This window comes from Klebsiella sp. 141161, assembly GCF_050600815.1.
GTDB classification, from domain to species: domain Bacteria; phylum Pseudomonadota; class Gammaproteobacteria; order Enterobacterales; family Enterobacteriaceae; genus Klebsiella; species Klebsiella aerogenes.
Genome location: NZ_JAQIRN010000002.1, coordinates 238,391 through 252,029, shown reverse-complemented (window position 1 = coordinate 252,029; position 13,639 = coordinate 238,391). Strand labels below are relative to the sequence as shown.

Genomic DNA, 13,639 nt, shown 5'->3' with positions numbered 1-13,639 from the left:
TGGTCTGATTTGTTTAGTAAATTAGTGACATTAATATCATCCACGCCACAGATATTGAATTCATGCATGAAAAATATAATGTTGCACCATTTCTTAGTGGTGGCTTGGAATTTTTTACAATAATAATGATGATTGTTGAAATGATTAAGTTGGCTATAGCTAATAAAAAGCTAACCATCAAATAGCCGAGAAATGCTGCAACGCCATTATTCGTTAAGTGCACCAGCAGTAAGCAAAACCAGGGATACAATGCAATAAATGTTGAAATGCAACCTATGTTTCTGACCAGCCAATTACCTTTCTTTTCCATAATAAGTATATATCCTTATGTATTATTATACTTTAAAGAGTTAATGCTATAGTCATTATGATTATTATTGCCATAAAAGCATAAGAATTATCCATGATGCTGAAATAGAATTCATGGCGAGAAAATAAGCAGGCGAGCCTTTGGCGAGCGGAGGTTTTGATTTCTTGGCAGAGATGATAATGATTGATGATATAATTAAATTAAGAACAGATAAAATTATGCTTAAAAAGAATATGGCCATAACTTCACCTATCGCCGCATAACCGCTTATGGGATGCTGATAGCAATCCAAAATTAATGCAATAATAATAACCCACGGGTAAATTGATACTGTGAAAGTTATTTTCTTTATATGTCTGACCAGCCAATTAGGTTTCTTTTCCATAATTATACCTGTCCTTGATGGCGCTTTTGAACTATTCTTACCGGAAATACATCGTAATTTGCTGTTAAGTATAAAGATATAGCCAAAGCGGTAACATGGTGTTCATTGCGCAGAAATAGATTTTTAGCCTTCTCGGTTTTAGCAATGTAAAAACACTCATGCATCCGATAGTGATAAGCGAAAGCGTAAGGTTAATAATCGATAATAAAGTGATAAGAGCCAGTAGATGTAATCCATCTTCCGTAAAATTGTCGGGGGTGAGACTCTGATTAATATGTACTATCAATATTATTAACCATGGATATATAGCAATGGTGGAAACAACCTTCCGCGATCGACTAGTAATCCAATTATCAGATTTAGGCATTATCCATCATGTTTATCAATAATGTTCTGGGATTTCATTCGTTAGGGGGGATCATAGCGTTGATGCAGTGATAAAGATATACATCGACATTAAACCAGGAATAAAGCCCGGATGCTGGAAATGTATCACTGATGTGGCGGTGATAGAACAAAATTACTGTTCTGAAGGCGTGGGATATGCCTATTTGCATTCGGGTAGCCCGGATAAGGCGCAAGCCGCTATCCGGGGGAGTATCCGTCAGCCGAGGTCAGCCATCAACACCTTCGAACGACGCTGATAGTTGTACATCTGTTTTTTACTCTCCGGCAGCAAATCAATATCCACCGGGGTAAAGCCGCGTTCCTGGAACCAGTGAATACTGCGGGTGGTCAACACGAATAGCTTGCTGAGCCCCATCTGCTTCGCCTGGGCGGCGATACGGCTCAGCAGTACCTCGCCGCGTGACGAACTACGGTAATCCGGGTGCACCGCTACGCAGGCCATTTCGCCGATTTTCTCTTCCGGGAACGGATAGAGCGCGGCGCAGGCGATTGTGGTGTTGTCGCGCTGAATAATGGTGAATTTATCTATCTCCATCTCCAATTGTTCGCGCGAGCGACGCACCAGAATGCCTTGCTGCTCCAGCGGGCTGATAAGATCGAGGATGCCGCCGATATCGTTAATGGTTGCCCGGCGGATCTGCTCGGCGCTTTCCATGACGATCTGCGTACCGATACCGTCACGTGAGAACAGCTCCTGCAGTAGCGCGCCATCTTCCTGATAGCTAATTAAATGGCAGCGGCGCACGCCGCTGCGGCAGGCTTTCACCGCCCCGCGCAGGAAGCGTACGGTACCGGAATTATAGTCTTCTTCCGCTTCCAGCTCCTCTACCCGCGCCTGCGCCTCGTTAGGGAACAGCTCGGAAACGATCTCGCCATGCTGGTCGTAGACCCCCTGCGACGAGCAGAAGCCGATCATCTTTTCAGCTTTCAGCTTTACCGCCAGCTGGGTGGCAATCTCTTCCGATGTGAGGTTGAAGCTCTCGCCGGTGACGGATACCGCGACCGGGCCCATGAGCACGATTGCGCCGCTGTCCAGTTGGCGATGAATGGCTTCTTCATCGATGCGGCGAATACGGCCGCTGTGGCAGTAATCCACGCCATCATCGACGCCAAGAGGTTGAGCAATAATAAAATTGCCGCTCACCACGTTGATATGCGCCCCCTGCAGGGGCGTATTGCCGAGGCTCATCGACAGGCGGGCGGTAATTTCTAACTGCAGCATACCGGCGGCCTGCTTAACCAGCTCAAGGGTTTTGGCGTCGGTGACGCGGGTCTGCTTGTGGTAAACCGGCTCGTGGTGGTGTTCCGCGAGATTAGCGTCAATTTGCGGACGCGCGCCATAGACCACCACCAGGCGAATACCGAGGCTGTGCAATAAGCCAATGTCATTGACTATGCTGGAAAAGTTATCGTGCTCGATGGCTTCTCCGCCCAGCATGATGACAAACGTTTTTCCCCGGTGCGCGTTTATATAGGGAACAGAATGGCGGAATCCCTCGACCAGTTCAGTGCGACGCTCCTTCACCATGACAAACCCTCAATGCATGATTATTCGTAATAAGTGTATTTTTATTCTGTTTTGCTTCGTGGCGCAACCCCTAATTTGTCACTAATTTGCGAAAACATTGTGACAAAACCTTGGGTGTCAAAGTTTGTTTACCCTTTTATAGATGACAGGTTATGCGGCTTTGGTTAAAGTTTCTGGTCAATCTGTTCATTTTGGCTTCAAACACGTTTTTTTGCTTGGGAGTGGCATGTCGGGATACAAGTCGGGATTAAGCCGCCGTCGTTTTTTACAAGGGGCGGGCGCCATGTGGTTAATGAGTGTGAGTCCGGTCGGTTTGGCCGCCGCGCAGGTAGTCGCGGTGCGTATCTGGCCGTCGTCGACTTACACCCGCGTCACGGTGGAATCCAATCATGTACTGAAATATCGGCAGTTTGCGTTAAGCAATCCTGAGCGAGTGGTGGTTGATATTGAAGGCGTTAACCTGAATTCGGTTCTGAAAGGGATGGGCGGGCAGATCCGCGACGACGACCCGTATATCAAATCCGCGCGCGTGGGCCAGTTCGACCCGCAAACCGTGCGGATGGTGTTTGAACTGAAACAAAACGTCAAACCGCAGCTGTTTGCGCTGGCGCCGGTCGCCGGTTTTAAAGAGCGTCTGGTGATGGACCTTTATCCCTCTACGGCCACCGATGTGCAGGATCCGCTACTGGCGTTACTGGAAGATTACAACAAAGGCGATTTGGAACGTCAGGTACCGCCGGCAGAGAGCGGGCCGCAGCCGGGGAAAGCCGGGCGCGATCGTCCTATCGTTATCATGCTCGATCCCGGCCACGGTGGTGAAGACTCCGGCGCGATTGGTAAATACCGTACTCGTGAGAAAGACGTGGTGCTGCAGATTGCCCGTCGATTGCGCGCGCTCATTGAGCGTGAAGGCAATATGAAGGTCTTTATGACCCGTAACGAAGACGTGTTTATTCCATTGAAGGTGCGTGTCGCCAAGGCGCAGAAGCAGCGTGCCGACCTGTTCGTTTCGATTCACGCCGACGCCTTTACCAGCCGTCAGCCGAGCGGCTCTTCGGTGTTCGCGCTCTCGACCAAGGGCGCGACCAGTACCGCCGCAAAATACCTCGCGCAAACGCAGAACGCCTCGGACTTAATCGGCGGCGTCAGCAAGAGCGGCGATCGTTACGTCGATCACACCATGTTCGATATGGTGCAGTCATTGACCATCGCCGACAGCCTGAAATTTGGTAAAGCGGTGCTGCAAAAAATGGGCAATATTAATAAGCTGCATAAAAATCAGGTGGAGCAGGCGGGCTTTGCGGTGCTGAAGGCGCCGGATATCCCTTCGATTCTGGTCGAAACGGCCTTTATCAGTAACGTCGAAGAAGAGCGTAAACTGAAGACCGCGAAATTCCAGCAGGAAGTGGCGGAGTCGATTCTGGCGGGGATCAAAGCCTACTTTGCCGATGGGGCGACGTTGGCCAGACGCGGATAAAAAAATAGCGCCTTCGGGCGCTTTTTTTGTAGCGGTATTTACGGATGGCAGAAACAAAAAAACACCCTTTAGGGTGTTCAATGTGTTGGTTGCGGGGGCCGGATTTGAACCGACGACCTTCGGGTTATGAGCCCGACGAGCTACCAGGCTGCTCCACCCCGCGTCCGTCTTTACTCTTCCATCGAGTAAATTTGCTTCTGATTGTAATTGGTTGCGGGGGCCGGATTTGAACCGACGACCTTCGGGTTATGAGCCCGACGAGCTACCAGGCTGCTCCACCCCGCGTCCGCGTCTACTCTTCCATCGAGTAGATTTACTTCAGATTTTAATTGGTTGCGGGGGCCGGATTTGAACCGACGACCTTCGGGTTATGAGCCCGACGAGCTACCAGGCTGCTCCACCCCGCGTCCGTGGAAGCGCACTATACTCCGCTAGCGTTCTGATGCAACCTTTTTTCGTAGAAATCGTCAATTTTGTAAGGAGTGGCGGCGAAATAGACAGTGACGGGCGGATTTTTACACAATTTGGGCTGCGGCGCGCTTTCGCGCATTTCATTAGCCGCATGGGTTTGTTATCTTCATCACGCACTAAGGCTTAGCAGCAATAAAGAAGAGATACCATGAAAGGACGTTGGGCAAAATATGTAGCGACGGGGGCAATGCTGGCGATGCTCGCCGCCTGTTCCTCGAAACCGACCGATCGCGGTCAGCAATATAGTGATGGCAAGTTTACCCAGCCGTTTTCATTGGTAAACCAACCTGATGCGGTCGGCGCGCCGATTAACGCCGGTGACTTCTCTCAGCAGGTTGGTCAGATTCGTAGCGCCTCTCCGCGTCTCTATAATAGCCAGAGCAGCGTTTATAACGCGATTCAGGAGTGGCTGCGTTCCGGCGGCGATACCCGCACGTTACGCCAGTTTGGTATTGATGCCTGGCAGATGCAGGGGGCCGATAACTACGGCAACGTGCAGTTTACCGGCTACTACACCCCGGTCGTGCAGGCCCGCCACACTCGCCAGGGCGAGTTCCAGTATCCTATTTACCGTATGCCGCCGAAAAACGGCAAACTGCCTTCCCGCGCCAGCATTTATGCCGGAGCGCTAAGCGATAACTACGTGCTGGCCTACAGCAACTCGCTGATGGATAACTTCATCATGGACGTTCAGGGCAGCGGCTATATCGACTTTGGCGACGGTTCGCCGCTTAATTTCTTCAGCTACGCCGGGAAAAACGGCTGGCCTTACCGTAGCATTGGTAAAGTGCTTATCGACCGCGGCGAAGTGAAGCGGGAAGATATGTCGATGCAGGCGATCCGTGAATGGGGCGAAAAGCATAGCGAAGCGGAAGTCCGCGAGCTGCTGGAACAGAACCCCTCTTTCGTCTTCTTTAAACCGCAGTCCTACGCGCCGGTGAAAGGAGCGAGCGCGGTACCGTTGATTGGCCGCGCGTCGGTCGCCTCTGACCGTTCGATTATTCCGCCGGGAACCACCTTGCTGGCCGAGGTGCCTCTGCTGGATAATAACGGTAAGTTTAACGGTCAATACGAGCTACGCCTGATGGTGGCGCTGGATGTCGGCGGGGCGATTAAAGGCCAGCACTTCGATATCTACCAGGGCATCGGCCCGGATGCGGGTCATCGCGCCGGTTGGTATAACCACTATGGCCGCGTGTGGGTACTGAAAAACGCGCCAGGCGCCGGTAGCGTCTTTAGCGGTTAACGTTTAAACGTCCGTATGTTTCTAACCCGGATCCGCGCAACGCGCCGGTCCGGGGTCTCCACTTTATTCTGAGGTTTTATGTCTGTAGTAATCAGCGATGCCTGGCGCCAGCGGTTTGGCGGCACGGCGCGTTTATATGGCGAAAAGGCGCTGCAGTGTTTTGCCGAGGCGCATGTTTGCGTGGTCGGGATCGGCGGCGTCGGTTCATGGGCGGCGGAAGCGCTGGCGCGAACCGGGATTGGCGCGATTACGCTGATTGATATGGATGATGTCTGCGTCACCAATACCAATCGCCAAATCCACGCCCTTGGCGGCAACGTTGGGCTGGCGAAAGCGGAAGTGATGGCCGAGCGTATACGTCTCATTAACCCGGAGTGCCGGGTTACGGTTATCGATGATTTCATCACGCCGGAGAACGTAGCGGAATACCTGGGAACGGGCTTTAGCTATGTTATCGATGCTATCGATAGCATCAGGCCAAAAGCGGCGCTGATCGCCTGGTGCCGGCGTTATAAAGTCCCATTGGTCACGACCGGCGGAGCCGGCGGGCAAATTGATCCGACGCAGATCCAGGTCGCCGATTTGGCGAAAACAATTCAGGATCCGCTGGCGGCGAAACTGCGTGAGCGTCTGAAAAGCCAGTTCGGCGTAGTGAAGAATAGTAAAGGAAAGCTGGGCATCGATTGCGTCTTCTCGACCGAAGCGTTGGTCTACCCGCAGGCTGACGGCAGCGTATGCGCAATGAAAAGCACGGCGGAAGGGCCGAAGCGGATGGATTGCGCCTCCGGTTTTGGCGCGGCGACCATGGTGACGGCGACCTTTGGTTTTGTCGCCGTATCCCATGCGTTGAAGAAGATGTTGGCAAAAGCGCAGCGTCAGGGGGAATAGCCTGAGGGACGTTTTCCGGACGGCGCAGAACCGTAGCCCGGCTCAGCGTAGCGCAAGCCGGGGAGACGGCGTTTGAATTAGTTCTCGCGGGCGGCGGCGAGCACCGCGTCGCTTAGCGCCTGCAGCCCCTGACTGCGTGAAGCGCTAAGCTGCCCGCGCAAACCCAGCTCATCGAATAGCGCCAACGGATCTTTTGCTAAAATCTCAGCGGCGCTTTTTCCGTCGCAGGCGGCTAACAGCACCGCCAGTAGGCCGCGCACGATACGCCCTTCGCTATCGCCAAAGAAGCGCATCTTGCCCTCGGCATCAACCTGATACCCCAGCCAGACGCGGTTTTCGCAGCCCGCAATCTCTTTCGCCTGCGTCCGCTGGGCGTCCGTTAATGGCGGCAGTTTCTTACCCACTAAAATCAACTGGCGGTACTTATCTTCCCACTGAGTCAGCGGGGCGAAGGTCTGGCGCAGCGTCGCTTCGCTGAGCGCGGCGCTTAAAGGTTGGGAAGTCATCATTAATCCACCAGTATTTCCAGCGCGCGGTCGATAGCGTGTACCAGCGCATAGACATCATCTTGCGTATTGTACGGCGCGAATGAGGCGCGCAGCGTACCGCTGACGCCTAATGCCGCCAGTAGCGGCTGCGCGCAATGTTGCCCGGCGCGTAGCGCAATGCCGGACTCCGCCAGCAGCGTAACCATATCGCTATGGTGTACACCCTTGAAATCAAAGGCCAGCAGGCTCGAATCCTGACAGCGGAACGAACGAAAACCGGGCCGCTTTGCCAGCTCGTCTTCCGCAAGCGTCGCCAGGCTACGGCTCCAGTTTTCCGCCTGTGCAAGATCGATTTCCTGCAGCCATTCCAGCGCGGCGCTGAGGCCGATAACGCCGGCGACGTTGGGCGTCCCGGCTTCAAGCCGCCAGGGGGCGGGCTGGGTTTTAAAACCATCGAATGAGACTTCAGTAATCATTTTGCCGCCGCCGAGCCATGGCGACATTTCCGCCAGCAGGTCGCTTTTGCCATACAGCGCGCCAATACCCGTTGGGCCATACAGCTTGTGGGCGGAGAAGGCATAAAAATCGATATCCAGCGCCTGCACGTCAGCCGGGAAGTGCACCGCCCCCTGCGCGCCATCAACCACCACTATCATTCCCGCCTGATGGGCGAGAGCAATAGCACGCTGCAGGTCGGGGCAGCCGCCGGTGACGTTAGACATCTGGCCAATCGCCAGCACCCGGCTGCGCGGAGAAATAAGCGAAGGGAGTTGCGCGATATCCGGCAGACGATCGGCGCCCAACGGCAGCTTGACCACCCGCGCGCCGGTTTGTTCGGCAACCATCAGCCACGGCACGAGGTTGGCGTGGTGTTCGGCTTCGCTGACGATTATCTCATCGCCAGGATGCAGGCGCGGGCGCACGTAACTCTGCGCGACCATATTGATGGCTTCGGTGGTGCCGCGGGTCCAGACGATATCTTTGCCGGAAGGCGCGTTAAGCCAGTTGGCGACGCGTTCGCGCGCCGCCTCGTAGCGCTCGGTAAGATGCTGGGCGGCGGCAAACTGGCTGCGGTGGACGTTGCCGGCGCTCAGGCGATAAAACTGGTCGCTGGCATCGATCACGGCCAGCGGTTTTAGCGCCGTCGCCGCGCTATCCAGGTAGACGCCGGCATCCGCCAGGGCTGGAAACTGGGCGCGGAAATGGGCGGGATTGAATGCGTTCATGGAATTCCTCATATCGATATCACGATCGTCGCGCAAATTCCCCATTAGGGCAAGGCTGGTGATAGCGAGGAGGCGGGGAGAACGGTGATTTTTCGGCAAAAAAAAGCACCGCGCATTGCGGTGCTACATTAAATCACTATGGACAGACAGGGTAAATGTACAGGAAGTGAAAAGGTAGCCTTGCTACCATGGTCTGCAAACCCAGACCAATTGCAAACACAACAACACAACATCACAACCGTAAGCCAAAAGCTTGTTGGAACACGCATTCCAAAAAAAGCTTTTCGTTCCGGCTCAGGAAGTGCCGCCACTATAGGTATTTGCTGGTAGAACCTCAACGGACAATTTATAATGGCTCAGATAAAAAAAACTAATAGGTTAACTGTTGTTTCCTATTTGTTAAAACTCGTTAACATCTCAGTCAGAATAACCATGTCGAAGCGATTACCACCTCTGAATGCATTACGTGTTTTTGATGCAGCCGCACGTCATCTGAGCTTCACTCGCGCAGCCGATGAGCTTTTTGTGACGCAGGCCGCAGTAAGTCACCAAATCAAGTCACTAGAGGACTTTCTGGGCCTGAAGCTGTTTCGTCGACGCAATCGCTCGCTGCTGTTAACGGAAGAGGGGCAAAGCTATTTTCAGGATATTAAAGAGATTTTTTCGCAGCTCACCGAAGCGACGCGTAAACTGCAGGCGCGCAGCGCGAAAGGAGCGCTAACTGTTAGTTTATTGCCCAGTTTCGCCATTCAGTGGCTGGTGCCGCGACTCTCAAGCTTTAACTCAGCTTATCCGGGGATCGATGTGCGGATCCAGGCGGTGGACCGTCAGGAAGACAAACTGGCCGACGACGTCGACGTGGCGATTTTCTATGGCCGCGGCAACTGGCCGGGGCTGCGTGTTGAAAAATTGTACGCCGAATATTTACTACCGGTTTGTTCGCCGTTGTTGTTAACCGGTGACAAAGCGTTGAAAACGCCTGCCGATCTGGCGCAACATACGCTGTTACATGATGCGTCTCGCCGCGACTGGCAAACTTATACCCGGCAACTGGGTCTAAATCATATCAATGTGCAACAGGGACCGATATTCAGCCACAGCGCGATGGTGCTGCAGGCGGCAATCCATGGACAAGGCGTCGCACTGGCCAATAACGTTATGGCTCAGTCCGAAATTGAAGCAGGCCGTTTGGTCTGCCCGTTTAATGATGTTCTGGTCAGTAAGAACGCGTTTTACCTTGTTTGTCATGACAGTCAGGCTGAACTGGGTAAAATAGCCGCTTTCCGCCAGTGGATTTTAGCGAAGGCGGCGAGCGAACAAGAAAAATTCCGCTTTCGTTACGAACAATAACGGCCTGATGACCAGGCGTTAACTGACTTTGTAGGGTATCAACATGACCAGCCGTTTTATGCTGATTTTTGCCGCCATCAGCGGCTTTATCTTTGTGGCTCTGGGCGCCTTTGGCGCACACGTATTAAGTAAATCGCTGGGTGCGGCCGAAATGGCCTGGATCCACACCGGCCTTGAGTATCAGGCGTTTCATACGCTGGCGATTTTAGGCCTGTCTGTCGCCATGCAGCGGCGGATAAGCATCTGGTTTTACTGGAGCAGCGTGTTTTTGGCGCTGGGAACCGTGTTGTTCAGCGGCAGCTTATATTGCCTGGCGCTGTCGCATTTACGCCTGTGGGCGTTCGTTACCCCGGTAGGCGGCGTCTGCTTCCTTGCCGGTTGGGTATTAATGTTAATTGGTGCAATTCGTCTGAAACGTAAGGGCGTTGTTCATGAATAAGGTTGTCCTCTATTGTCGCCCCGGGTTTGAGAAAGAGTGCGCAGCAGAAATTACCGATAAGGCAGCCCGCCTTGAGGTATTTGGTTTTGCCCGGGTCAAAGACGACTCCGGCTATGTGATTTTTGAGTGCTATCAGCAGGGCGATGGCGAGAAGCTGGTGCGCGATCTACCGTTTAGCTCGCTGATTTTCGCGCGTCAGATGTTCGTTGTTGGCGAACTGCTGCGCGATCTGCCGCCGGAAGACCGCATCACGCCGATCGTCGGCATGCTGCAGGGCGTGGTGGAAAAGGGCGGCGATCTGCGCGTTGAGGTCGCGGATACCAACGAAAGCAAAGAGCTGATGAAGTTCTGCCGCAAGTTCACGGTGCCGCTGCGCGCGGCGCTGCGTGAAGCCGGCGTGCTGACCAACTATGAAACGCCAAAGCGTCCGGTGGTGCACGTGTTCTTTATCGCCCCCGGCTGCTGTTACACCGGCTACTCCTTTAGCAATAACAACTCGCCGTTTTATATGGGGATCCCGCGCCTGAAGTTCCCTTCCGATGCGCCGAGCCGTTCGACGCTGAAGCTGGAAGAGGCGTTTCACGTCTTCATTCCGGCGGATGAGTGGGACGAGCGTCTGGCGAATGGCATGTACGCGGTGGATCTCGGCGCCTGCCCGGGCGGCTGGACCTATCAACTGGTGAAGCGCAACATGTGGGTCTCTTCGGTCGATAACGGCCCGATGGCGCAGAGCCTGATGGATACCGGACAGGTGACCTGGCTGCGTGAAGATGGCTTCCGCTATCGTCCGAACCGCAACAACATCTCGTGGATGGTGTGCGACATGGTTGAGAAACCGGCGAAGGTGGCGGCGTTAATGGCGCAGTGGCTGGTGAACGGCTGGTGCCGCGAGACCATTTTTAACCTTAAGCTGCCGATGAAAAAGCGCTATGAAGAGGTGTCGCAAAACCTGGCCTATATTCAGGCGCAGCTTGATGAGCACGGTATTAACGCGCAGATTCAGGCCCGTCAGCTGTATCACGACCGTGAAGAAGTGACCGTACACGTGCGTCGCCTGTGGGCGGCGGTCGGCGGCCGCCGCGACGAGCGCTAATCAGCGCTCAGCAGCCCCGGCCACGCATCAGCGCGGCCGGGGATCACGCGGATGGCAAACGCAGCTGCTGCAGGTTGCCATCGAGCTGTAAATCCGTTTGCAGGCGGGCGATTTCCCGGCAGGTAAATGCCATCTCTTTATGCTCTTCAAGCTTCTTACGCCACTTCTCCGGCACTTCGGCAAGCCGCGCGTAGATGCCTTCTAAATCCTGATAATCCGTTAACAGCTGCGCCGCGCTTTTCGGCCCAATCCCGGCAACGCCCGGTACTTTCGAGCTGCTAATTCCCGCCAGGCCCCAGTAGTCCGGCAGTTGCTCCGGCATCACGCCGAATTCATTGGCGATAAACGGCGCATCCAGCCAGCGTTTCTGGAAATAGTCGCGGATGCGAATGGTCGGCGACAGCAGCTGACAGTAGCCTTTATCGGTCGAGACAATAGTCGCCTGATGCCCGGCCTGGGCAACTTTAACGGCGAGCGTGGCCGCCAGGTCGTCCGCTTCGCTGCCGGGCAGCGCCCAGCAGCGGATACCACGCTGTTCGAAAGCCGCCCGCAGCGCCGGCATTTCCGTTTCCAGCGTTTCCGGCATCGGCGCGCGCCCGGCTTTATAGTCCGGCAGCCGCTGGTGGCGCCAGCCGTGGGCGCGGTCTTCATCGTCGAACACCGCCACGGCGTGCGTCGGCTGGCTGTGGACGATAAGCTGTTCCAGGGCGTGCAGGCAGGTATCCGCGCAGGGTGAACCCTGTACCGCATGAATACGGCGGATCAGGTTGAGCGCGTCGACAATTAACAGATGAACAGCCACAAGATACCTCCCTTTGTTCTCAGGCAGTAAGGGTAACATCGGTGGCAAGGCGAGGCTATTGGTAGAGCGAAGTTCGGGAAGCAGGCTCGCAGAATGAGCCAGGGCTGGAGGAGAGTTGGCCCGACATACCGAAGCGTGCCGGGCCAGAGGCGTTAATCGCAGGCGACGATTTTCATCGCCAGGCCGCCGCGAGAGGTTTCGCGGTACTTGGCGTTCATATCTTTGCCCGTTTCATACATGGTCTCGATAACCTTATCGAGGCACACGCGCGGTTCGCTGGTACGGCGCAGGGCCATGCGCGCGGCGTTAACCGCTTTGACCGCCGCGATGGCGTTACGCTCGATGCACGGTACCTGCACCTGGCCGGCAACCGGGTCGCAGGTCAGGCCGAGGTTATGCTCCATACCGATTTCCGCGGCGATGCACACCTGAGCCGGGCTAGCGCCCAGCAGCTCCGCCAGACCGGCCGCGGCCATCGAGCAGGCCACGCCGACTTCGCCCTGGCAACCGACTTCGGCACCGGAGATAGAGGCGTTCATCTTATACAGCGAACCAATGGCGCTGGCGACCAGCATATAGCGGGCCAGAGAGTTAGCGTTCACCTTACGGATAAACTTGTCGTAGTAGGCCAGTACCGCCGGAACGATACCGCACGCGCCGTTAGTTGGCGCGGTGACAACGCGGCCACCGGCGGCGTTCTCTTCGTTTACCGCCAGCGCGAACATGTTGATCCAGTCCACGACCGCCATCGGGTCGCTGTTGGTATTGTCCTGGCTCACCAGCATGCGGCGCAACGCGGCGGCGCGGCGCGGAACGCGGAGTTTGCCTGGCAGCACGCCTTCCGTGGTGATACCGCGCTCGATACCGGCGCTCATCACTTCCCACACCGCGGCGAAGTGCTGTTCCAGCTCTTCTTTGCTGTGCAGCGCCAGCTCGTTCTGCATCATCAGGCCGGAGAGCGACAGGCCGGTTTCATTGCAGTGTTTCTGCAGGTCGGCGGCGTTTTTGTACGGATAAGGCACGGCAACCGGCGCTTCGGTGGTCAGGCCGAAGTGCTCTTCATCGACGATAAAGCCGCCGCCGATGGAGTAGTAGGTCTGGCTGTAGAGTACCTTGTCGCCGCCCAGCGCGGTAATGCGCATGCCGTTCTCATGCAGAGACAGGTTGTCGGCATGGAAATTCATGCACTGGTCGACAGGGAACTCGACTTCGTGCTGGCCGTTCGCCAGCAGCAGGCGGCCGTGGGTGTTAACGTCCTGGATAAAGCCCGGGATCGCGTCGATGTCGACGGTATCCGGCAGATTGCCGGCCAGCCCCATGATAATGGCGATATCGGTATGGTGGCCTTTACCGGTCAGGGACAGGGAGCCGTAAACGTCAACGACGACTTTGCTGACGTCAGCCAGCAGGCCGCGCGCAATCAGGTCGTCAGTAAATTGTTTGCCCGCTTTCATCGGTCCAACGGTATGGGAGCTGGATGGGCCAATGCCGATTTTGAAAATATCGAATACGCTGATCATGATGTATT

Annotated in this window: 13 protein-coding genes and 3 tRNA genes; 6 read left to right on the top strand and 10 right to left on the bottom strand. The window is 55.0% G+C overall.

What is annotated here, in order from left to right:
* Positions 1-13: 13 nt before the first annotated feature.
* The 3 genes from PGR79_RS05810 to argA form a co-directional block, all read right to left on the bottom strand.
* Positions 14-310: a hypothetical protein gene (locus PGR79_RS05810; RefSeq protein WP_162750115.1), complete on the bottom strand. Its 297-nt coding sequence runs from the start codon at positions 308-310 to the stop codon at positions 14-16.
* A gap of 64 nt (positions 311-374) precedes the next feature.
* Entirely contained in the window at positions 375-695 is a 321-nt protein-coding gene (locus PGR79_RS05805) for a hypothetical protein (protein WP_113372956.1), read from the bottom strand.
* 604 nt (positions 696-1,299) lie between these two features.
* Positions 1,300-2,631 carry an amino-acid N-acetyltransferase gene (gene argA, locus PGR79_RS05800; protein WP_015369939.1) on the bottom strand — a complete coding sequence of 444 codons (1,332 nt, stop codon included), beginning with the start codon at positions 2,629-2,631 and terminating at the stop codon, positions 1,300-1,302.
* Positions 2,632-2,857: 226 nt separating this feature from the next.
* Between argA and amiC the strand changes: the two genes are divergently transcribed.
* On the top strand, positions 2,858-4,108 hold the full coding sequence (gene amiC, locus PGR79_RS05795) for an N-acetylmuramoyl-L-alanine amidase AmiC (RefSeq protein ID WP_113372955.1): 1,251 nt from the start codon (positions 2,858-2,860) through the stop codon (positions 4,106-4,108).
* Between the two features lie 86 nt (positions 4,109-4,194).
* Here amiC and PGR79_RS05790 read toward each other — a convergent pair.
* The 3 genes from PGR79_RS05790 to PGR79_RS05780 form a co-directional block, all read right to left on the bottom strand.
* Positions 4,195-4,271: transfer RNA gene (locus tag PGR79_RS05790), tRNA-Met, on the bottom strand.
* Positions 4,272-4,316: 45 nt separating this feature from the next.
* Positions 4,317-4,393 (bottom strand) — tRNA-Met (locus tag PGR79_RS05785).
* A 45-nt stretch (positions 4,394-4,438) separates the two neighbouring features.
* Positions 4,439-4,515 (bottom strand) — tRNA-Met (locus PGR79_RS05780).
* A 212-nt stretch (positions 4,516-4,727) separates the two neighbouring features.
* On the opposite strand from PGR79_RS05780, the gene mltA reads away from it, so the two are divergent.
* Together mltA and tcdA are read left to right on the top strand one after the other, a co-directional pair.
* The gene (gene mltA / locus PGR79_RS05775; RefSeq protein ID WP_045377497.1) at positions 4,728-5,825 is read left to right on the top strand and encodes a murein transglycosylase A; all 1,098 of its coding nucleotides are present in this window, start codon (positions 4,728-4,730) and stop codon (positions 5,823-5,825) included.
* A gap of 78 nt (positions 5,826-5,903) precedes the next feature.
* Positions 5,904-6,713, top strand: coding sequence for a tRNA cyclic N6-threonylcarbamoyladenosine(37) synthase TcdA (gene tcdA, locus PGR79_RS05770; RefSeq protein WP_113372954.1), 810 nt, complete (start codon positions 5,904-5,906; stop codon positions 6,711-6,713).
* Positions 6,714-6,790: 77 nt separating this feature from the next.
* Here the strand turns inward: tcdA and csdE are convergent, their stop codons facing one another.
* Positions 6,791-7,222 carry a cysteine desulfurase sulfur acceptor subunit CsdE gene (gene csdE / locus PGR79_RS05765; RefSeq protein WP_087858607.1) on the bottom strand — a complete coding sequence of 144 codons (432 nt, stop codon included), beginning with the start codon at positions 7,220-7,222 and terminating at the stop codon, positions 6,791-6,793.
* Positions 7,222-8,427, bottom strand: coding sequence for a cysteine desulfurase CsdA (gene csdA, locus PGR79_RS05760; protein WP_113372953.1), 1,206 nt, complete (start codon positions 8,425-8,427; stop codon positions 7,222-7,224). The genes csdE and csdA overlap by 1 nt, the downstream gene beginning before the upstream one ends.
* 432 nt (positions 8,428-8,859) lie before the next feature.
* Here csdA and gcvA point away from each other — a divergent pair, with 432 nt between their 5' ends.
* Genes gcvA through rlmM form a run of 3 tightly spaced genes read left to right on the top strand, consistent with a single transcriptional unit; the run spans position 8,860 to position 11,309 of the window.
* Positions 8,860-9,777, top strand: coding sequence for a glycine cleavage system transcriptional regulator GcvA (gene gcvA, locus PGR79_RS05755; protein WP_015369945.1), 918 nt, complete (start codon positions 8,860-8,862; stop codon positions 9,775-9,777).
* 43 nt (positions 9,778-9,820) lie between these two features.
* Positions 9,821-10,216, top strand: coding sequence for a DUF423 domain-containing protein (locus PGR79_RS05750; RefSeq protein ID WP_015369946.1), 396 nt, complete (start codon positions 9,821-9,823; stop codon positions 10,214-10,216).
* On the top strand, positions 10,209-11,309 hold the full coding sequence (rlmM, locus tag PGR79_RS05745; protein WP_015369947.1) for a 23S rRNA (cytidine(2498)-2'-O)-methyltransferase RlmM: 1,101 nt from the start codon (positions 10,209-10,211) through the stop codon (positions 11,307-11,309). Before PGR79_RS05750 ends, rlmM begins: the two co-directional genes overlap by 8 nt.
* Before the next feature lie 43 nt (positions 11,310-11,352).
* On the opposite strand, the gene xni is transcribed toward rlmM, so the two are convergent.
* Together xni and PGR79_RS05735 are read right to left on the bottom strand one after the other, a co-directional pair.
* On the bottom strand, positions 11,353-12,111 hold the full coding sequence (xni, locus tag PGR79_RS05740) for a flap endonuclease Xni (RefSeq protein ID WP_032715725.1): 759 nt from the start codon (positions 12,109-12,111) through the stop codon (positions 11,353-11,355).
* Between the two features lie 152 nt (positions 12,112-12,263).
* Positions 12,264-13,631, bottom strand: coding sequence for an L-serine ammonia-lyase (locus PGR79_RS05735; protein WP_015369949.1), 1,368 nt, complete (start codon positions 13,629-13,631; stop codon positions 12,264-12,266).
* Between the last annotated feature and the right edge of the window lie 8 nt (positions 13,632-13,639).

Coding starts and splice junctions, on each gene's coding strand:
- PGR79_RS05810 (WP_162750115.1), bottom strand. CDS start 310: ATGGAAAAGAAAGGTAATTGGCTGGTCAGAAACATAGGTTGCATTTCA.
- PGR79_RS05805 (WP_113372956.1), bottom strand. CDS start 695: ATGGAAAAGAAACCTAATTGGCTGGTCAGACATATAAAGAAAATAACT.
- argA (WP_015369939.1), bottom strand. CDS start 2,631: ATGGTGAAGGAGCGTCGCACTGAACTGGTCGAGGGATTCCGCCATTCT.
- amiC (WP_113372955.1), top strand. CDS start 2,858: ATGTCGGGATACAAGTCGGGATTAAGCCGCCGTCGTTTTTTACAAGGG.
- mltA (WP_045377497.1), top strand. CDS start 4,728: ATGAAAGGACGTTGGGCAAAATATGTAGCGACGGGGGCAATGCTGGCG.
- tcdA (WP_113372954.1), top strand. CDS start 5,904: ATGTCTGTAGTAATCAGCGATGCCTGGCGCCAGCGGTTTGGCGGCACG.
- csdE (WP_087858607.1), bottom strand. CDS start 7,222: ATGATGACTTCCCAACCTTTAAGCGCCGCGCTCAGCGAAGCGACGCTG.
- csdA (WP_113372953.1), bottom strand. CDS start 8,427: ATGAACGCATTCAATCCCGCCCATTTCCGCGCCCAGTTTCCAGCCCTG.
- gcvA (WP_015369945.1), top strand. CDS start 8,860: ATGTCGAAGCGATTACCACCTCTGAATGCATTACGTGTTTTTGATGCA.
- PGR79_RS05750 (WP_015369946.1), top strand. CDS start 9,821: ATGACCAGCCGTTTTATGCTGATTTTTGCCGCCATCAGCGGCTTTATC.
- rlmM (WP_015369947.1), top strand. CDS start 10,209: ATGAATAAGGTTGTCCTCTATTGTCGCCCCGGGTTTGAGAAAGAGTGC.
- PGR79_RS05735 (WP_015369949.1), bottom strand. CDS start 13,631: ATGATCAGCGTATTCGATATTTTCAAAATCGGCATTGGCCCATCCAGC.